General features: G+C 73.4%; 15 protein-coding genes. 3 read left to right on the top strand and 12 right to left on the bottom strand.

All coding sequences use genetic code 11. The annotated features are described in order from the left end of the window. Positions 1-235: hypothetical protein (locus ACFWIA_RS04160; RefSeq protein WP_387000166.1), on the top strand; the 235-nt coding region annotated here is incomplete at its 5' end. Positions 236-438: 203 nt separating this feature from the next. Here ACFWIA_RS04160 and ACFWIA_RS04155 read toward each other — a convergent pair. Next, entirely contained in the window at positions 439-1,446 is a 1,008-nt protein-coding gene (locus ACFWIA_RS04155; protein ID WP_387000164.1) for a stage II sporulation protein M, read from the bottom strand. 100 nt (positions 1,447-1,546) lie between these two features. Between ACFWIA_RS04155 and ACFWIA_RS04150 the strand changes: the two genes are divergently transcribed. After that, a complete protein-coding gene (locus ACFWIA_RS04150; RefSeq protein ID WP_387000162.1) occupies positions 1,547-2,536 on the top strand; it encodes an RDD family protein in 990 nt (329 codons plus the stop codon). 13 nt (positions 2,537-2,549) lie between these two features. Here ACFWIA_RS04150 and ACFWIA_RS04145 read toward each other — a convergent pair whose 3' ends face one another. The 8 genes from ACFWIA_RS04145 to ACFWIA_RS04110 form a co-directional block, all read right to left on the bottom strand. Then, on the bottom strand, positions 2,550-3,164 hold the full coding sequence (locus ACFWIA_RS04145; protein ID WP_387000160.1) for a hypothetical protein: 615 nt from the start codon (positions 3,162-3,164) through the stop codon (positions 2,550-2,552). A 180-nt stretch (positions 3,165-3,344) separates the two neighbouring features. Then, positions 3,345-4,802, bottom strand: a complete 1,458-nt coding sequence (ahcY, locus tag ACFWIA_RS04140) for an adenosylhomocysteinase (RefSeq protein WP_387000159.1) — start codon at positions 4,800-4,802, stop codon at positions 3,345-3,347. 290 nt (positions 4,803-5,092) lie between these two features. Then, on the bottom strand, positions 5,093-6,058 hold the full coding sequence (locus ACFWIA_RS04135) for a cation diffusion facilitator family transporter (RefSeq protein ID WP_387000157.1): 966 nt from the start codon (positions 6,056-6,058) through the stop codon (positions 5,093-5,095). Between the two features lie 165 nt (positions 6,059-6,223). Next, entirely contained in the window at positions 6,224-7,471 is a 1,248-nt protein-coding gene (manA, locus tag ACFWIA_RS04130; RefSeq protein WP_387000155.1) for a mannose-6-phosphate isomerase, class I, read from the bottom strand. A 102-nt stretch (positions 7,472-7,573) separates the two neighbouring features. Beyond that, positions 7,574-8,806: an SIS domain-containing protein gene (locus tag ACFWIA_RS04125; RefSeq protein WP_387000184.1), complete on the bottom strand. Its 1,233-nt coding sequence runs from the start codon at positions 8,804-8,806 to the stop codon at positions 7,574-7,576. Positions 8,807-8,938: 132 nt separating this feature from the next. Then, positions 8,939-9,109: a Trm112 family protein gene (locus ACFWIA_RS04120; RefSeq protein WP_385493461.1), complete on the bottom strand. Its 171-nt coding sequence runs from the start codon at positions 9,107-9,109 to the stop codon at positions 8,939-8,941. A gap of 172 nt (positions 9,110-9,281) precedes the next feature. Beyond that, the gene (locus ACFWIA_RS04115) at positions 9,282-10,652 is read right to left on the bottom strand and encodes a phosphomannomutase/phosphoglucomutase (protein WP_387000153.1); all 1,371 of its coding nucleotides are present in this window, start codon (positions 10,650-10,652) and stop codon (positions 9,282-9,284) included. 170 nt (positions 10,653-10,822) lie between these two features. Beyond that, the gene (locus ACFWIA_RS04110; protein WP_387000151.1) at positions 10,823-11,245 is read right to left on the bottom strand and encodes a DUF3499 domain-containing protein; all 423 of its coding nucleotides are present in this window, start codon (positions 11,243-11,245) and stop codon (positions 10,823-10,825) included. Between the two features lie 326 nt (positions 11,246-11,571). Here ACFWIA_RS04110 and ACFWIA_RS04105 point away from each other — a divergent pair, with 326 nt between their 5' ends. Continuing rightward, a complete protein-coding gene (locus tag ACFWIA_RS04105) occupies positions 11,572-12,021 on the top strand; it encodes a metallopeptidase family protein (RefSeq protein ID WP_387000182.1) in 450 nt (149 codons plus the stop codon). A gap of 16 nt (positions 12,022-12,037) precedes the next feature. Here the strand turns inward: ACFWIA_RS04105 and ACFWIA_RS04100 are convergent, their stop codons facing one another. The 3 genes from ACFWIA_RS04100 to ACFWIA_RS04090 form a co-directional block, all read right to left on the bottom strand. After that, the gene (locus ACFWIA_RS04100; RefSeq protein WP_387000149.1) at positions 12,038-13,585 is read right to left on the bottom strand and encodes a DUF5719 family protein; all 1,548 of its coding nucleotides are present in this window, start codon (positions 13,583-13,585) and stop codon (positions 12,038-12,040) included. Then, positions 13,582-17,334, bottom strand: coding sequence for a glycosyltransferase (locus ACFWIA_RS04095; RefSeq protein ID WP_387000147.1), 3,753 nt, complete (start codon positions 17,332-17,334; stop codon positions 13,582-13,584). Before ACFWIA_RS04095 ends, ACFWIA_RS04100 begins: the two co-directional genes overlap by 4 nt. A 423-nt stretch (positions 17,335-17,757) precedes the next feature. After that, the gene (locus ACFWIA_RS04090; protein ID WP_385493467.1) at positions 17,758-18,042 is read right to left on the bottom strand and encodes a WhiB family transcriptional regulator; all 285 of its coding nucleotides are present in this window, start codon (positions 18,040-18,042) and stop codon (positions 17,758-17,760) included. Positions 18,043-18,709: the final 667 nt, after the last annotated feature.

Here is an 18,709-nt window from a genome sequence, read left to right as displayed (position 1 = left end):
GGCGTTGACTTTTGGCACGCTGTTGAGTTCTCAAGGAACGGACGCTTCCTTTGTACTCACTCCAGCCATTCGGCTGAGGCTTTCCTCCGGGCGCTTCCCTTCGGTGTTTCCGACTCTATCAGATCTTTCCGATCCGATTTCCTCGGTGCTTTCCGGGAGAACGCTTTTCGGCGTTTTCCTTTCCGGCGATTCCGACTTTATCAGAGGCTTTCCGGTGGTTCGAACCACCGAGTGAGTTCTGAATGCGAGTCAGAGGGGGTTTCTCGGATTCGTTTCGATGACTCGATGAACTTCCGAGAAGCAGATAGATTCTGCGGTCGCCAACGGGTCGAGCCCGTTCGTAGGCAACTGTTCAAATCTACCTCCCCAGCTGGGCCGTGTCAACGGATTTCCCTGGGGCGAAGAGGACACTAGCAGGTGAACGGCGGCCCACGCACATCAGGCGGCCAGGGGGACGGCGGCGCTCCGCTCGTCGGCATCGAGGTCCCCCGTCTCCCCTTCCCTGACCGCTCGGCGCCCCAGTACGTACACATAGGCGAGGAAGAGCAGCTCGGCGGCGACGCCGATGCCGATCCGGGCCCAGGTGGGGAGGCCGGACGGGGTGACGAACCCTTCGATGGCTCCCGAGACGAAGAGGACCAGGGCCAGGCCGATCGCCATGCCGAGGGCGGCGCGGCCCTCTTCGGCGAGGGCGGCGCGGCGGGTGCGGGGGCCCGGGTCGATGACCGTCCAGCCGAGGCGTAGCCCCGTGCCGGCCGCCACGAAGACCGCCGTCAGTTCGAGGAGCCCGTGCGGGATGATCAGGCCGAGGAAGACGTCGAGACGGCCGGCCGAGGCCATGAGCCCGATGCCCATGCCGATGTTCACCATGTTCGTCAGCAGGATCCACAGGACCGGTACGCAGAGGAAGGCGCCCAGGACCAGGCAGAGTGCGGCGGCCTGGGCGTTGTTCGTCCACACCTGTGCCGCGAACGACGCCGCCGGGTTGCTGGAGTAGTACGACTCGTACCCGCCGCCGGGCCGGGTCATCTCGCGCAGTGCGGCGGGGGCGCCGATGCTCGCCTGGACTTCGGGGCGGGTGGCGATCCACCAGCCGATGAGCGCCGCGGCGAGCGTGGAGAGAATGGCGGTGGGCACCCACCAGTGGCGGGTGCGGTAGAGGGCGGCCGGGAAGCCGTGCGTGAGGAACCGGGTCACGTCGCGCCAGGAGGCGCGGCGGGTGCCGGTCACCGCGTTGCGGGCCCGGGCCACGAGTTGGGTGAGGCGGCCGAGGAGCTGCGGGTCGGGCGTGCTGGACCGGATCAGGGAGAGGTGGGTGGCGGTGCGTTGGTAGAGGGAGACGAGTTCGTCCGCCTCGGCCCCCGTGAGGCGGCGCCGGTGGCGCAGCAGGTGGTCCAGCCGGTCCCATTCGGCCCGGTGGGCGGACACGAAGACGTCGAGGTCCATCGGGTCAGTTGCTCCTCGGCTTCTCGTACTGCGGCGACGCGTTTCAGCTTGGCAGACTGGCCCTTCCCGGGGCAGGCCAGGGCGGCGGAAGGTGATGGTAGTGAGTGATCTCGTAACGGGCGAGGCGGTGGCGCTGGAGTTGCAGCCCGCCAAGTTGCCGAGCCGTGGCCTGGCGGTGCTGATCGATCTGACCCTGGCGGTCGCGGTCTACATCGGGGTGACGGTGGGGTTGATAGCAGCCGCCGCGTCGCTGGACGACGCGGCGATGGCGGCGGTGTCGGTGGCGAGCTTCCTGTTGTTGCTGGTGGGGGTGCCGATAGCCGTCGAGACCCTGAGTCACGGGCGGTCGCTGGGGAAGTTGGCGTGCGGGTTGCGGGTGGTGCGGGACGACGGGGGGCCGATCCGGTTCCGGCACGCGCTGGTGCGGGGTGCGTTCGGGGCGATCGAGATCCTGTTGACCTTCGGCACGGTGGCCTCCATCGCCTCGTTGGCGTCGGAGCGGGGGCGTCGGGTGGGTGACGTGCTCGCGGGGACGCTGGTGGTGCGGGAGCGGGTGCCGGTGGCCCGCAGTGCGTACGTTCCGCCTCCGCCGCCGTGGTTGGCGGGGCGGTTCTCCTCGCTCGACCTGTCGGGGGTGCCGGACGGTCTGTGGTTGGCGGTGCGGCAGTACCTGACGCGGATGTCGCAGTTCGATCAGCAGGCGGGGTGGGACATGGCGCGGCGGCTGGCGGAGGAGCTGGTCGCGCGGACGGGGGCGAGCGTGCCACCGGGGGTGCCGCCCGCCGCGTTCCTGGCCGCCGTGGTCCACGAGCGGCAGTCGCGGGACGTGCAGCGGATGTCCGGGGGCGGTGCTCCGGTGGGCTACGGGACGGTGGGCTACGGGCCGGGCGGTCAGGTGCCGGGTCCGTACGGGGCGGGGGGTGGCTCGGGGTTCGCGCCGCCCGGTGGGGGTGTCGCGGCGGGTCCGGTCGTCGGTCCGGACCCGGGGAGCGGTGTCGCGGGACCGGCGGGCGGGGACGGCACCCGTGGGGACACCGGGACCGGTGGGGCCGGTGCGGGGGGCGGTACGGGGTTCGCGCCGCCGTCCTGAGGGTGGTGGGGTGTCAGGGGAACGTCGACGGGGGCGATTCCAGGTTCTCCAGCTCGATGCCGGGGGCCGACAGGACGACGTCCCCGGTGAGGTGGACGGTGTGCTGTTCGCCGGTGTCCAGGGCGGTGACCTGGTACTCGTCCACGATCAGGGGGGCGTTGTCAGTGGTGTGTGTTTCTCTGTTGAGCAAGGCCCAGGACTGGTCGAGGGTGCGGGGGGCGAGGACCGGATCGGTGAAGGCCACGAGGCGGACCCTGGTGGCGGGGGAGGCAGGGGTGAGGCGCAGCAGTCGGGCGGTCGCGACGAGGAAGGCCGGGGAGGTGCCGGTGAACGCGTGGGCGGGGGCGTTGCCCTCGGTGGCGTGGACGCCGGTGGGGTCGGTGCGGACCCAGGTGACGCCGTCGAGCGCGCCGGCGCGCACCTGCCAGCTGGCGGCGTTGAGTTCGAGGCGGAGGGGGCGGCCGAGTTCGTCGAGCGTGAGGTCGACGGAGCCGGAGTGTTCGCCGGAGGGGGCGACGCGTTGGGAGACGTAGCGCCAGCCGGAGGGGCCGGGGGCGCAGTGGAAGTGTTCCTCGCCGAGGGGGGTGTGGTCGTGCGTGTCGTGGAGCGAGTAGTGGCCGCGGGGCATGGGGGTCCTGGTTCTCGGTCGTTCTGATCTCCCGGTGCCGGACCGGTGGCGGGTTCGCCCGCCGGGTTCGGCTCGGGTGCGCCGCGGTGGCGGTGCGCGTACGGGGCAGGCCCCCGGCACGGGGGTGCGGGGGCCTGCCTGGTGCGTCCTGTCGGTCCGCCGCGGGGCGGCGGGGCCGGGTCAGTAGCGGTAGTGGTCCGACTTGTACGGGCCTTCGACCTCGACGCCGATGTACGCGGCCTGCTCGGGGCGCAGGGTCGTGAGCTTCACGCCGAGCGCCGCGAGGTGGAGGCGGGCGACCTTCTCGTCGAGGTGCTTGGGCAGCGTGTAGACGTCGGTCGGGTAGGCGTCGGGCTTGGTGAACAGCTCGATCTGGGCCAGGGTCTGGTCCGCGAACGAGTTGGACATCACGAACGACGGGTGCCCGGTGGCGTTGCCGAGGTTGAGGAGGCGGCCCTCGGACAGCACGATGAGGACCTTGCCGTCGGGGAAGGTCCAGGTGTGGACCTGGGGCTTGACCTCGTCCTTGACGACGCCGGGGATCTTGGCGAGGCCGGCCATGTCGAGTTCGTTGTCGAAGTGGCCGATGTTGCCGACGATGGCCTGGTGCTTCATCTTGGCCATGTCGGCGGCCATGATGATGTCCTTGTTGCCGGTCGTGGTGATGAAGATGTCGGCCGTCTCGATGACCTCGTCGAGGGTGGTGACCTGGTAGCCGTCCATGGCTGCCTGGAGCGCGCAGATCGGGTCGATCTCGGTGACGATGACGCGTGCGCCCTGGCCGCGCAGGGACTCGGCACAGCCCTTGCCGACGTCGCCGTAGCCGCAGACGACGGCCGTCTTGCCGCCGATGAGGACGTCGGTGGCGCGGTTGATGCCGTCGATCAGGGAGTGGCGGCAGCCGTACTTGTTGTCGAACTTCGACTTGGTGACGGCGTCGTTGACGTTGATCGCCGGGAAGAGCAGGGTGCCGTCGCGGTGCATCTCGTAGAGGCGGTGGACACCGGTGGTGGTCTCCTCGGTGACGCCGCGGATCTCGGAGGAGAGGCGGGTCCACTTCTGCGGGTCCTCGCCGAGGGTGCGGGTGAGGAGTTCGAGGATGACGCGGTGCTCGTCGGACTCGGCGGTGTCGGTCGAGGGGACCTTGCCGTCCTTCTCGTACTCGACGCCCTTGTGGACGAGGACGGTGGCGTCGCCGCCGTCGTCGAGGATCATGTTGGGGCCGCCGGTGGGGCTGTCGGGCCAGGTCAGGGCCTGCTCCGTGCACCACCAGTACTCCTCCAGCGTCTCGCCCTTCCAGGCGAAGACGGGGACGCCGCTCGGGGCGTCCGGGGTGCCGTCGGGGCCCACGGCGATGGCCGCGGCGGCGTGGTCCTGGGTGGAGAAGATGTTGCAGGAGGCCCAGCGGACCTGTGCGCCGAGGGCGACCAGGGTCTCGATGAGGACGGCGGTCTGCACGGTCATGTGCAGGGAGCCGGTGACCCGGGCGCCGGCGAGCGGCTGCTGGGCGGCGTACTCGGCACGGATGGCCATGAGGCCGGGCATCTCGTGCTCGGCGAGGGTGATCTCCTTGCGCCCGTAGGCGGCGAGGGAGAGGTCGGCGACCTTGAAGTCCTGTCGGTTGTCGACAGTGGTCATGGGGAGCTGCTCCTCGTGGGTCGGTCGAGATGGGTGCACGGCTGTTCTGCGCGGCGGCGGACAGGGTGCTGCCCGGGCGCGTGCGCAGCGCAGTCCGTCGGAGGCCCTCTCTCCCTCGGTCGGCCCGGGGTGCGGACCGCCCGACCGCCATCAGCAGCGACGTCTGGCTCTGGTCACGAATCTAACACCGTGGGGCGGGTGTGCCCCAGGGCGCGAATCGGTTCGGCTTGATTGCTGGGGGTGGCCCGCGGGGTGGGAGTGGCCGGTGGGGTTGGTGGGTGGGGGCGGGTTCAGTGGGCGGGGCCGCCGGGGGTGGCTTCGGCGTCGGGGCCCTTCACGGCTTCGGCCTCGCTGTAGAGGTCGGGTTCGAGGTAGATCACCCGGGCGATGGGGCAGGCGGTGCGGACGCGGGACTCGGCGGCGTCGATGGCGGCGGCGATCTGTGCGGCGGTGCTGTCGCGGGGGACGGCGATCTTGGCGGCGACGAGCAGTTCCTCGGGGCCGAGGTGCAGGGTGCGCATGTGGATGAGGCGGGTGACGGTGGTGCCGTCGACGAGGGCGGTCTCGATGGTGTGGAGGTCGTCGGTGCCGGCGGCTTCGCCGAGGAGGAGGGATTTGGTCTCCACGGCGAGGACGAGGGCGATGAGGATCAGCAGGACGCCGATGCAAAGGGTGCCGATGCCGTCCCAGAGGCCGTCGCCGGTGGCGAGGGCGAGGCTGACGCCGATGAGGGCGAGGACCAGGCCGACGAGTGCGCCGAGGTCCTCCAGCAGGACGACGGGGAGTTCGGGGGCCTTGGAGTGGCGGACGAACTCCTTCCAGGAGAGGGTGCCGCGGATCTGGTTGGACTCCTTGATCGCGGTGCGGAAGGAGAAGATCTCGGCGACGATCGCGAAGACGAGTACGCCCACGGGCCAGTACCAGTTCTCGATGGCGTGGGGGTGCTTGACCTTCTCGTAGCCCTCGTAGAGCGCGAACATGCCGCCGGCGGAGAAGAGCACGATGGAGACGAGGAAGGCGTAGATGTAGCGTTCGCGGCCGTAGCCGAAGGGGTGTTGCGGGGTGGCTTCGCGTCGGGCGCGTTTGCCGCCGAGGAGGAGCAGCCCCTGGTTGCCGGAGTCGGCGAGCGAGTGGACGCTCTCGGCGAGCATCGACGAGGAGCCGCTGAAGAGGAAGGCCACGAATTTGGCGACCGCGATCGAGAGGTTGGCGGCGAGTGCCGCGACGATGGCTTTGGTTCCGCCTGATGCGCTCATCTGTGCGTGGTGTCCCTTCGCCCGTTCCGGCGCCCGTGGGGGGCCGTCGGTCCCTGGTGGTGTGCCCGGTGGTGACGGTGCGGGATCGTACGGGGCCGAGGGGGCCGGCGCAGGCGGTTGACGGTTCGTGTCGCCCGTCCGGGGACGGGTGGGACGGGTGGGGCGTCAGACCACGACGGTGGCGCGGAACAGGGTGCCGGAGCCGTTCACCTCGGTGCGGTCGCCGGCGGCGACGAAGACGGAGGTGCCGGGGGTGAGGGTCTCGGCTCCGCCGCCGCCGTGCAGGGTGATCGTGCCGGCGGTGCACAGGAGGATCTGCGGGGTGTCCGTGGTGAGGTCGCCGGGTGCGGCGCCCTCGGGTCGGGTGAGGCGGGAGAGGCGGAACTCGTCGATGGGGGTGTCGTAGACCTCTTCGCCGTCGGGGGAGGCTTCGGGGCGCAGGACGGCGGGGTCGGCGGCCTCGAAGCGGACGACTCTGAGGAGTTCGGGGACGTCGATGTGCTTCGGGGTGAGGCCGCAGCGCAGGACGTTGTCGGAGTTGGCCATGATCTCGACGCCGAGGCCGTGCAGATAGGTGTGCGGGACTCCGGCGCCGAGGAAGAGTGCCTCGCCGGGCTGGAGCCGGACGTGGTTGAGGAGGGTCGCGGCGAGGACGCCGGGGTCGCCGGGGTAGTGGTGGGCGAGCCCGGCGTAGGCGGCGTAGGCGGCGGTGCGGGCGGCTGCGGGACCGGCGAGGTCGGGGTCGGCGGCCGGGGCGGTCGTCCCCGGTTCGGCGCTGTCCGGGTCCTCGGCGGCGAGCCGGGCGCAGGCCTGGGCGGTTTCGGTGACCAGGGCGGCGATCTCGGTGCGGTCGGCGGAGAGGATCGCGGTGAGGACCTCGCGCAGGGCGGCGTCCTCGGGGGTGGCGCGCAGCAGGTCGACGTACGGCTTGAGGCCGTCGACCTCCAGTCGGGCGAGGAGGTCGGCGGTGGCGTGCGGGGGGCGGAAGCCGCACAGGCCCTCGAACGGGGTGAGCGCGCAGATCAGTTCGGGCTTGTGGTTGGCGTCCTTGTAGTTGCGGTGTCCGGCGGTCAGCGGGATGTCCTGCTGCTGTTCGCGGGCGTACCCCTCGCGGGCCTGGGTGAGGTCGGGGTGGACCTGGAGGGAGACGGGGGCGCCGGCGGCGAGGAGTTTGAGGAGGAAGGGCAGGTGGGGGCCGAAGCGGGCGACGGCGGGGGCGCCGAGGGTGCCTTCGGGGTCGGTGTCGATCACTTCGGTGAGGGTGCCGCGCGGGGTGCGCGAGGGCGCTCCGGGGTGGGCTCCCATCCACTGTTCGGCCTGCGGCTCGCCGGTGGGTGCCACGCCGAGGAGGTGGGGGATGGCGGTGGCGGAACCCCAGGCGTAGGGGCGGATGGGGTTGGCGAGGCGGTCCATGGGGTTCTTTCTCCGTTCGAGTACGAGGTCGACGCTTCCGGTGGGCTTCCCGCGGGGTGGCGGGGTCGGGAGCGGCGGCCGGGGCGGGGCCCCGGGTCTAGATCAAGCCCCCGAAGCGAGCGCCAGGTAAACGGCGGCGAAATCTGTGACGGCGATCAGTTCGGCGAGTGCTTCGAGTGCGTCGTCGCCGGTGCGGTCGGCGTCGTCCCGGGGTTCGCCGGGGGTGCCGGGTCCGCCGTGGTCGCCGGGGTCGCCCGATCCGTGGGGTGCGTGCGGGTCGTCGTCGCCCGTGAGGCCGGGTTCGAGTTCGCTGATGGCGGTGTCGTGGCCGAGGGCGAGTTCGCGGGCGGCGGGGGCGGCGCTGAGCTTGCCGGTGGCCCGGTCGCGGAGGAGGACGACCCGGGCGCGCAGGGCGGGGGCCTCGTCGACGCGGTCGCGGAAGAAGTCGTCGGGGTCGGCGCCCGCCGCGAGGGTGCCGGTGAGGAGCGCGCCGTGCGCGGGGAGGGCCTCGGGGAGTTGGGCGGCGAGGGCGGGGCGGCCGGCGAGTTCGCCGATGGCGGCGGCGAAGCGGCGGCCGGCGGGTCCGGCGGACGGGCCTTCGGTCCAGATCAGCGGCAGCGAGTCGGCGAGTTCGGCGGCGAGGGTCTTCGCGGGGTTGGCGTAGGTGGCGGTGGCGGGGCCGCAGCGTTCGGCGGTGCGGTCGAGGCGGTCGGCCACCCGTTCCAGGGCGTCGGTGGGGGCGCTGACGAGTCCGGTGCGGTCGAGGAGCATCAGCAGCGGGGTGAGCAGGGCCCACAGGGCGCCGGGCGCGGAGGCCGCGTCGGGTTCGTCCTGTTCGTAGGGTGCGGTGGCCATCGGCAGGGCGAGGCCGTGGACGCCGTCGACGGCTTCCCCGAGGGGGGTGCGGTCGGGTGCGACGGAGACGACGGTGCAGCCGCGGCGGTAGGCCTGTTCGGCGAGCAGGGCGAGGCCGGGTTCGGTGCCGTCCGGGGTGGCGATGAGCAGCAGGTCGACGGGGCCGGCCCAGCCGGGCAGGGCCCAGCGCAGGGCGCCGGGGGCGGCGGCCACTCCGGTGGGGTCGAGGCGGACGACGGGGCAGCCGGCGCCGGCGAGGGAGCCGAGGATGTCGGCGGCGGCGTTCGCGGCGGCTCCGGGGCCGGCCATGAGGACGGCGCGGGGGCGGCCGTCGGGTCGCAGGTCGGCCAGGCCCGCTTCGGCGGCGTGTCGGGCGGCGGTGCGGACCCGGGCGCCCGCTTCGGCCGCGCCCCGCAGCAGGCGTCGCCGGTCGGCCCTGGCGAGTGCTTCGGGTGCGTCCAGCAGCGATTCGTCGAGCATGGGGGCGGCCTCCGATTCGCTGGGGGGTGGTGCGGGGTGCCGGGTGGCGGGCGTGGAGCGGCGAAGGGTGTGGTCCATGGTCGGACGGGTGCGGCTCGGGTGTGCGGGTGTGCTGCCGGGTGGGCGGTGTCGTCAGTCGGGGCGGCGGGCCTCGTCGACGAGGAGCACGGGGATGTCGTCCCGGACGGGGTAGGCGAGGCCGCAGTCCTCGCCGGTGCAGATCAGCTCGGCCTCCGCCTCGGTCAGGGGGGCGTGGCAGGCCGGGCAGGCCAGGATCTCCAGGAGTCCGGCTTCGAGCGGCATGGCGGTGGTTTCCTTCCGGGTGGCGGGCGCGCGGGCGTCGGGTCCGCGGCGTGGTCAGCGTACCGCTGTGCCCTGGTCCGTGCCGGGCTGGCGGGGGTGCCCGGCCGGGGGTCCGGGGCGGGTGGGGACGGGTACCGGGGGCCGGTACCCGTCCGGGTGCGGCGGCGGGGGGTCAGCCGCGGATGAGGTCCAGGACCTCGTCGCGGACCTTGGCCATGGTGGCCTGGTCGCGGGCTTCCGCGTTGAGGCGGAGCAGGGGCTCGGTGTTGGAGGGGCGGACGTTGAACCACCAGTCGGCGGTGGTGACGGTGAGTCCGTCGAGTTCGTCGAGGGTGACGTCGTCGCGGCCCTCGTAGGCGGCGCGGACCGCGGCGAGGCGGGCGGTCTGGTCGTCGACGGTGGAGTTGATCTCGCCGGAGCCGGCGTAGCGGTCGTACTGGGCGACCAGGGCGGAGAGGGTGCCGTCCTGCTCGCCGAGTGCGGCCAGCACGTGCAGGGCGGCGAGCATGCCGGTGTCGGCGTTCCAGAAGTCGCGGAAGTAGTAGTGCGCCGAGTGTTCGCCGCCGAAGATCGCGCCGGTGTTCGCCATCTCCTGCTTGATGAAGGAGTGGCCGACGCGGGTGCGCACGGGGGTGCCGCCCTGTTCGCGGACGACCTCGGGGACGGACCAGGAGGTGATGAGGTTGTGGATGACGGTGCCCCGGCCGCCGTGCTTGGCGAGTTCGCGGGAGGCGACGAGGGCGGTGATCGCGGACGGGGAGACGGGGTCGCCGTTCTGGTCGACGACGAAGCAGCGGTCGGCGTCGCCGTCGAAGGCGATGCCGAGGTCGGCGTGCTCGGTGCGGACGCGGGCCTGGAGGTCGACGATGTTCTTCGGGTCGAGGGGGTTGGCCTCGTGGTGGGGGAAGGTGCCGTCGAGTTCGAAGTACATCGGCACGAGGTCCAGGGGCAGGCCGTCGAAGACGGTGGGGACGGTGTGGCCGCCCATGCCGTTGCCCGCGTCGACGACGACCTTGAGCGGGCGGATGCCGGTGAGGTCGACCAGGGAGCGCAGGTGGGCGGCGTAGTCGCGCAGGGTGTCGCGCTGGGTGAGGGTGCCGGGGGTGGCGGCGGGTTCCGGGGCCGCGGCGGTGCCGGCGGCCCAGCCTTCGACGAGGGCGCGGATCTCGGCGAGTCCGGTGTCCTGGCCGACGGGGGCGGCTCCGGCGCGGCACATCTTGATGCCGTTGTACTGGGCCGGGTTGTGGGAGGCGGTGAACATCGCCCCGGGCAGGTCGAGGGCGCCGGACGCGTAGTAGAGCTGGTCGGTGGAGCAGAGTCCGATCTCGGTGACGTCCACGCCGCGGGCGGCGGCGCCCCGGGCGAAGGCCCGGGACAGGCCGGGGGACGAGGGCCGCATGTCGTGCCCGGTCACGATCGCGTGAGCGCCCGTCACCTGTGCGAAGGCCGCGCCGAAGAGTTCGGCGAGCGACTCGTCCCACTGGTCGGGAACCACCCCGCGGACGTCGTACGCCTTCACGATCTGCGACAGATCAACAGCCACGGCCAACCCTCCTGGAGGTCCTCTGAGGCCCCCAAACTACCCGCAGGGTGCGGGGGCCGGGTGGGCGACGCGGTTCCCCGACGGGGTCGGGGCCGGGTTTCGGCCGCGGGGGTGTCGGGGCTGGTCGCGCGGGGGTTGTTCGAGGGCCGCTGCGGGGGCGGGAGTTGGGGTCAGGAGTCCGGGGAGCGCAGGACCCGCAGGTGGCCGCGGCGGCCGACCTCGACGGGGTCGGCGCCTGACCTGCCGCCCGCGTCGGTGGTGCGCTCGTGGGGGCGGGCCGCCTCGCGCACGGCGTTGGCGAGGGCTTCGAGGTCGTCGCCGCTGGGGCGGGCCGGGCCGCTGGCCTCGGCGAGCCGGACGACCTCCCAGCCGCGGGGCGCGGTGAGGCGCTCGGAGTGCTCGGCGCAGAGGTCGTAGCAGTGGGGTTCGGCGTAGGTGGCGAGGGGGCCGAGGACCGCGGTCGAGTCGGCGTAGACGTACGTCAGCGTCGCGACGGCGGGACGGCCGCAAGCGGTGCGCGAACAGCGACGTACAGGGCTCACGATGATGGACGCTACCGCACTCTTGAGCGGGCCGCGACGACTCCTCGGCACGTCACCCCACCGTGTCGTGGCGTGAACTCGATCCTCGTGGTTTCTGGTATTGCCCCTCGGTCCCGCCGGGTGACCTCCGGCCGGAAGAGGAGGGCGGGTGACGACTGGTAATGAATAGGGGCATTCTCGTCATTTTGCAAGGGGGCACCCCCTTCTGAAGTGATCAATTTCGATCATGACCTTGGCTGGAATGGTCAGTAAGTGACATGCCCTACATCGGTTCGCCCGGGTGTGCCGCCGTGCAGGTCACCCGGGGTGCGGCGGAGCGCTGACACGGGCCGCGCCGACGACCGCGGAGTCCACCGGAGGACTACGCTTCGTCGGTGATGGACAACCCCGTGCCCCCCAGCGCCGCCGACCGCGGTCCCCGCCGCCGTGACCGGCACGGCAGGGGGATGCGCGGCCCCGTGGCCCCGCCGCAGGTGCCGCTCGCCGCCAGCCGGGCCGAGCTGTTCACGGACCTGGTGCAGGACTCGGTCGAACGGCTGGAGCGGCGCTGGCCCCAGCTCGCCGACTTCGACTTCATGGTCCTGGAGGTCCCCCGCTTGGACGCCTCCGAAGACGGCTGGAACGAGGACCCCGTACCGCTGGGCGGGATCGTCCCGGCCCGGGAGGGGCGCCGCGCCCGGGTCGTGGTCTACCGGCGGCCGGTGGAGATCCGCACCAAGGGGCGCGACGAACGCGCCGCCCTGGTGCACGAGGTGGTGGTGGAGCAGGTCGCCGAACTCCTGGGCCTCACCCCGGAGACCGTCGACCCCCACTACGACGAGGACTGAGCCCCCGGACCGTCCCTCACTCCTGGAGCACGGACAGGTCCTGGTCCGCGTCCGGCACCGAGACGGTGCCCCGGTCGTCGGCGAGGGCCTGCACGGTGAACATCGGAACGCCGTCGTCCGGGGCTTCGAGCATCCGCGAGGCGTGCACCGGGCCGCCGGAGAGCGACTCGACGGTCAAGGCGTACGTCCCCTTGAGGCCCCGCGGCACGGGCGGGCCGGCCAGCAGCGTCGACCCGCTCTTGACGGTGTACGTCTCGGTGACGGCCTCGCCGCCCTCGCTGCCCGCCGATGCGGTGACCCGCACCTTGGCGGCGCCGCCGGGGGCGACCAGGGACAGCGCGGTGCCCTTGGCGCGGTTGCCGGCGACCGTCGCCCGGGCGCCGACCGCGGTGCTGGCGGGGAGGTACGCGGTCTCCTGGCGGTCGCCCTTGCCCCGGACGACCTGGAGGGCGGCCACCACCGGCGCGGCGGACCGGCCCTTGGGGGTCAACAGCAGGGAGCCCGCCTCGCCCTTGGTGACGTCACCCAGGTCGACGACGGCCGTCATCCCCGCCTTGACGTGCAGGCTCTCGTTCCCGGCGGGAGTGATCGGCCCGTTCGGGGAGGCCACCCGGACGTCGACCTCCGCGTCGCTCTCACCGGGGGCGAAGACGATCAGACGGGCCGAGGTGACGTCCGTGGGGATGCCCGGCACCACCAGCGCGGGCGCGGGGTCGGCGGCGGGGGTCAGCCAGTCGGAGCCGCGCCGGGCGTCGGTGGCCCGCACGGCGGCGGCCACCCGGCCGCTGCGGACCGTGACGTGCGCCGTCAGATCGGCCTGGGGCTTCTCGGTCAGCGTGGACAGCAGCACCGGCACGCTCGCCCGCGGCTGCACCTGGATGCCGTCGCCGAGCGCGGACTTGAGGGCGCCGTCCTTGCCGTAGAGCTCGATGTCGACGACGGCCGCCGCATCGTCCGGGTTGGTCAGGTGGAGGTAGTCGGTGCGGTCCTCGGCGGTGCTGACGCCCGGCAGCCAGAAGTCGGTGTCGGGAGCGGCGCAGGCGAGGCCGAGCACCCCGCGGCCCTGGCCCGCCGGGACGGTGGTGGTCTGCTGGACGGTCCAGCCCGGGGCGAGGTCGCCCTCGGCGGCGCCGATCAGGGCGGGCGCGTCCGCACCCGACTCCTCGCCGGTGACCTGGACACCGGGTTCCTTCGGTACGAGGAAGGGTGCGGTGTCGTTCGCGTTCTTCCCGCCCTTGCCGTCCTTGCCGGTGCCCGAGTCGCCGGTGCCCTTGGTGCCCTTGGGCTTGCCCGAACCGGTGGACCTCTCCTCGGCCGGGGTCAGCCGTGCCGTGCCGGTGGCGGCGGTACCCGCGGACTTCGGGGTGAAGGAGCTGTAGACGGTGTCCGCGAGGTCCGAATCGCTGGGCGCGGGGCACAGCACCCCGGAACGCTCGACGGGCAGCCGGGCGGCGGCCGGGGCGCCGTCGGCCCCGGCCTCCTCGGGCACGGACACGAGGGCGAGTCCGGTGACGGCGGCCAGCGCCGCCGTGACGGCGAACAGGGACAGGGTGGTGCGGTTCACTGCTGGCTCCCGTCGGGGCGCTCACGTTCGGTGCCGTGCGGGTGCCCGGACCCCTCGGGGCCGGGCTGTCCGTACACGGGGGTGTTGCTGTCGTAGCCGCCGTCGTAACCGGAGTAGCCGTAACCCGGCGCGTCCGGCGGGGCCTGGTGGCCCGGGGCGGGGTCGGGGTACGGGGACACCGCGGCGTACGGGTCGTGGGTGCCGTCCTGCGGGTACGGGGCGTAGCCGCCGCCCTGGTACGGGTCCTCGTACGGGGTCTGCTGGGGGACCGCGGCACCGGGGTACGCGGGGCCGCCCTCCGGGAGCGGGGGGACCTGCGGGGCCGGGGCGTCGTCCCAGGCGGGGTGCGCGACCTGGTGCGGGACGGGGGCCGGCGGGGCCTCGGTGGCGGGGTCCGGTGCGGGCGCCCGGTCGCGTAGTCGGCGGGCCCGGCGCCCCTCCGGCTGTGCAGGGGGTGCGCCGGGTTCGGTGGCCACCGGTGCGGCGGCGACGGGCTGCTCCGCGTCGGGCAGGTCGTCGTCGACCTGCCGGCGGCGGCCGGGCAGCGCGAGGACGACCAGGACCAGGGCGAGCGCGCCCTGCGCCCACACCCACGCGGTGTGGGTGAGGGGCGCGTCGTAGGTGATGTCGAGGCGTCCGCCGGAGGTGGGCAGGGTGAAGCCCTGGGCCCAGCCGTCGACGGTGACCCGGGGCAGCGGCTCGCCGTCCAGGGTCGCCGTCCAGCCGGGGGCGGCGGTGTCGGCGAGGCGCAGCACCCGGCCCTCGGGGCCGGGGCGGAGGTCGGTGTGGACCTCGACGGGACCGGCGGCCACGGGCTGCGGGTCGCCGGACTTCGGGACGACCGCGGCGCGGGAGACCTGCCGGTCGACGCGCCACAGGGAGTTGCCGTCCTGTTGGCTGAGCCGGGACAGGCCGGGGGTGGTGTCGAGCACCCGGCTCATGCCGCGGGGGGCGCCGTCGCGCACGAGGACGTAGCGGACGGCGTAGCCGCCGAGTTCGTCCGCCTGGTCGGCACCGGAGCCGGCGACCAGGTTGGCGACGACCTCGTCCAGCCGGGGGGCGGCGGGGGCGGCGGGGGCGGCGGCGGTGAGTTCGGCGTCGCCCAGCCGGGCGCCGGAGCCGCGGACCAGGGTGTAGGCGACGCGCGCCGGGGTCTCGCCGTCGAGGACGAGGGTGCGGGCCTGGTCCTGGGTGCCGCTCTCCTCGGCGACGAAGGCGGGCACCTGGACCGGGTCGCGGCGGTCGAGGGGACCGTCGGCGCCGCGGATCATCCAGCCGGCGGCGGCGAGGAAGGTGCCCGCGGCGGCGGCGAAGGCGATGAGCGCGGCGACCGGCTGGCGCCAGCCGAAGCTCTGTTCGGCGACGCGGTGGCGGGCTCCGTCGGCGCCGATGATCGCCGCGCCGAGCAGGGCGATGCCGTAGACGAGGGTCGCCGGGCCGGCCCAGCCGGAGCCGTTGGACAGGGCCGCGAAGACGAGGGCGACCAGGGCGACGGTCCAGGCGGTGAGGACGCCGGTGCGGCGCTCGGCGCGCAGCAGAGCGGCGAGCGCGGCCAGGACGATGCCGACGAGCAGCAGCCCGCCGACGGTGCCGGGGCCGCCCGGGGAGGCGCCGAGCAGGTCGAGGGCGCTGGCGGGGTCGACCCGGTGGTCGAGTCCGGCCTCCTGGAAGAAGCCGGTGGGCAGCAGGGACAGCGACCAGGGCGCGAGGACCAGCAGCGGGGTGGCGAGGGCGGCGAGGAAGCGGGTCGCGTAGGCGATCGGGTCGCGGCGGCGCACCGCGAGCAGGGCCAGGCCGAGGACCAGCGCGAGGGGCCACACCACGGGGGTGAAGGCGGTGGCGACGGTCAGCAGCAGGGCGAGCGCCCAGGTGGCGCGCCAGCTGCCGCGCTTGGTGGACGTGCCGGACAGGGCCAGTCCCCCGGCGGCGACCGCGGCGCGGGCGATCAGCGGGAGCAGCACGGCGAGTACGGTGGTGCCGATCCGGCCGCTCGCGAGGGCGCCGGTGACGGCGGGCAGGAAGGCGTACGCGATGGCGGCCCAGGCGCGCAGCAGCCGGGACATGACGAGGGGTCGGGACGCGAAGTAGGCGGCGATCCCGGCGAGCGGCACGGACCCGATGAGCAGGACCGTGACAGCGAGCCCGGTGGAGCCGAACAGGGCGCTGCCGAGCAGGGCGACGAGCGCGAGGTAGGGCGGGGCGGCCTGGGTGCCGCCGGTGCCGACGGGGTGCCAGCCGTCGGTGTAGCGGGCCCACAGGTCGGCGGCGTCGGCGGGTGCGGGCAGCAGGGCGCCGCCGGCGAGGGCGCCGCCGCCGAGCAGGGCCCGGCAGGCGATCAGGGAGAACAGCAGCAGGACCACGAAGAGCACGGGGCCCGGCTTACGTCCCACGCGCTTGAGCCGGGCGAACTGTTCGACTTCGAGGAAGTCGGCGTCGTCGCCGCCGGGTCCGGACTCGACGGCTCCGTGGCGTCCGCCGGTGCCGGCCTCGGCGTCGCCGCCCGCGCCGCCGACGAGGTTGCCGGTCACCTGTTCGACGGTGGCGCGGATCGTGGCGCCGGGCGGCGGGAACAGGGGGCGCAGTTCGCCCTTGTCGACCTGGGGGCGCCCGCGCGTGCGGCGGGCGGCGAGGACGCGGCCGGGGCGCAGCAGGGTCGCGGCGAGGCCGGTGATCTCGTCGAGGGCCTGTCCGGGTGCCTTGCCGACGAGGTAGGCGAGGGCGCGCAGGACGGTGCCGACGACGAGTCGGACGAGGATCCAGGGCAGGGCCGCGGAGCGTGCGTTGGCGAGCAGCGCGTAGGCGGCGCCGGCCTTGTCGACCTTGCGGGGGGAGGTGGCGCCGCGGCCCGCGCAGTCGACGCTGCGGCGTTCGCGGGAGGCCGCCTCGGCGTGTCGGACGACGGCCTCGGGGGCGACCAGGACCCGGTGGCCGGCGTGGTGGGCGCGCCAGCACAGGTCCACGTCGTCGCGCATGAGGGGCAGGTGGCGGTCGAAGCCGCCGAGCTGTTCGAAGACGTCGCGGCGGACGAGCATGCCGGCGGTGGAGACGGCCAGCACGGGGCGTACGTGGTCGTGTTGGCCCTGGTCCTGTTCGCGGCGGTCCAGGCCGGTCCAGCGGCGTCCGCTGTGGGCGAGGGTCACGCCGACTTCGAGGAGTTGGCGGCGGTCGTACCAGCCGCGGAGCTTGGGGCCGACGACGGCGACCTGGTGGCCGAGTTCGCGTTCGTTCTCCACGACGCGCAGGAGCTGGTCGAGGGCGTCCGGTTCGGGCGCGCAGTCGTCGTGCAGGAGCCACAGCCACTGCTCGGGCTCGCCGTGCGGCAGTTCGGGCAGGTCGTACGCGTCGTCGTGCCAGGTGCGGCTGACGGGGTCCCAGCCGCTGGGGCGCTTGAGGTACGGGAGGTCGTCGGGGGTGAGGGCCGGTGCGCTGCGCACGGCTTCGTCGACGGCCTGGCCGAAGCCGGTGCGGCGGGCGAGGTGCAGGACGCGGTCGTCGCCCAGCGCTTCGGTGACCAGTCGGGCGGATTCGTCGGCGCTGCCGGTGTCGGCGGCGACGGCGTCCTGCACCGGGCGGGTCTGGCCGAGGAGACCGGCGAGGGTGTCGGGCAGCCAGCGGGCGCCGTCGTGCGTGACGACGACGGCGGTCACGACGTGTCGCGGGTGCGCGGGCGGGCTGGTCGGATCGGGCAGGGCCGGTCGTGGTGACGCGGGCGCGCTGGCCGGGACGGCGTGGTGGCTGTGCAGGGACATCGAGGTGCGGGCCCCGGTTCGCTGGACTGTGGTCGACGCGCACGGCGCTCCGGTGGCCCCGGGCGCGGTGGCCGCGGGTCACGGAGGTGGTGGGTCTCGGACGAGCGACCACACTAACGGCTGGCCGCGGAACCGGTCGCCGCCGTGGACAACCCCGTGACCGGCGCTCCGCGACGGGGACTTCGCCGTCGGGGTGCCCTTCGGTGTCCGGTGCACCCGGTGACCCCGCCGGCCGGGCCCCGCCGGGGTGGGGGCGGGCGCCGGGCGGTGGAGCGGGGGCAGCGGGTGCGCGGGGGTGGGTACGGGTGCGGGTGCGTGGAGTGGGGGTGGGATGGTGATGGAGGTGGTGGGGGTGTGGGTAGGGGTGGGGTGCGAGCGGCTGGGACGGGCGCGGGGCTGTCGGGGCTCCCGGTGCCGTCGGGCTCAGATCGCCGCCTTCTTGAGGCGGCGGCGCTCCCGCTCGGACAGGCCGCCCCAGATGCCGAAGCGCTCGTCGTTGGCGAGCGCGTATTCAAGACACTCGGAGCGGACCTCGCAGGCGAGGCAGACCTTCTTGGCCTCGCGGGTGGACCCGCCCTTCTCGGGGAAGAACGACTCGGGATCGGTCTGGGCGCACAGTGCGCGCTCCTGCCAGCCGAGTTCCTCTTCGTCCATGCCCTCGACGGTCTCCACTGATTCGATCAGCAGGTGCTGGAACAGCTCGGTCATGTAGCGCCCCTCGTCTGTTTTTGCGTCCCCGTGATGGTGTCGCGCCTGCTCGGGCCGAACGACACGAGTGAAATTACAAGTGTGCTGATCCAAGCCAGTCAAGCCGGGATCTGCTATTGGGCCCCTTATTCACTCTGCGGAACCAAGGGTATACGGTAAGTGTTCAAATCGGCATAAACCGAGACACCGATGAGGGGCCGCTTCCTGGCACCGTCTCACCAGGGGAGACGGCTCGGGACGAGGTCTCGTTGCGGTGACGGTGCGGAAGCGAAACTGATCACACCCGCGTCACGGCTCCACGACGCCACGGGGGACGGCCGGCGCCGCCGTGCGTTGCCGCGTGTTTCCTAGTCAAGGGGCGCGCAATCCTTTCGGCAATGGGCGCCACCGGAACAGGTGAATCTCAGCCAGCCAACCGGCGTCCTGGTTGACATACCGGGCATGAACCGGTTGCCTGGTGGGCATGCTCGCGAACTTGGCGCTTTCCGCGACCCGCCCCGGGTTCCTCGGTGCTGCCCGCTCGCGCTGTAGCTGTTGCCGTTCCTGCTGTTGAGCCCACTGCGCTCCGGCCGCTGATCCGCATCTGCCGCGCCACCCCCTGGTCTGCGTTCCGCCCGTCCGCGTCGTCGGGCACGCCGCCCTCCCCCACTCTTCTTTTCTCTTCGCC

The organism is Streptomyces sp. NPDC127068 (assembly GCF_042724695.1).
GTDB lineage: Bacteria > Actinomycetota > Actinomycetes > Streptomycetales > Streptomycetaceae > Streptomyces.
This window is presented reverse-complemented; position numbering and strand designations above follow the sequence as displayed.

Bases quoted from the DNA above. Each gene is read 5' to 3' on its own strand.
- ACFWIA_RS04155 (WP_387000164.1), bottom strand. From the start codon at position 1,446: ATGGACCTCGACGTCTTCGTGTCCGCCCACCGGGCCGAATGGGACCGG.
- ACFWIA_RS04145 (WP_387000160.1), bottom strand. From the start codon at position 3,164: ATGCCCCGCGGCCACTACTCGCTCCACGACACGCACGACCACACCCCC.
- ahcY (WP_387000159.1), bottom strand. From the start codon at position 4,802: ATGACCACTGTCGACAACCGACAGGACTTCAAGGTCGCCGACCTCTCC.
- ACFWIA_RS04135 (WP_387000157.1), bottom strand. From the start codon at position 6,058: ATGAGCGCATCAGGCGGAACCAAAGCCATCGTCGCGGCACTCGCCGCC.
- manA (WP_387000155.1), bottom strand. From the start codon at position 7,471: ATGGACCGCCTCGCCAACCCCATCCGCCCCTACGCCTGGGGTTCCGCC.
- ACFWIA_RS04125 (WP_387000184.1), bottom strand. From the start codon at position 8,806: ATGCTCGACGAATCGCTGCTGGACGCACCCGAAGCACTCGCCAGGGCC.
- ACFWIA_RS04120 (WP_385493461.1), bottom strand. From the start codon at position 9,109: ATGCCGCTCGAAGCCGGACTCCTGGAGATCCTGGCCTGCCCGGCCTGC.
- ACFWIA_RS04105 (WP_387000182.1), top strand. From the start codon at position 11,572: ATGGACAACCCCGTGCCCCCCAGCGCCGCCGACCGCGGTCCCCGCCGC.
- ACFWIA_RS04095 (WP_387000147.1), bottom strand. From the start codon at position 17,334: ATGTCCCTGCACAGCCACCACGCCGTCCCGGCCAGCGCGCCCGCGTCA.
- ACFWIA_RS04090 (WP_385493467.1), bottom strand. From the start codon at position 18,042: ATGACCGAGCTGTTCCAGCACCTGCTGATCGAATCAGTGGAGACCGTC.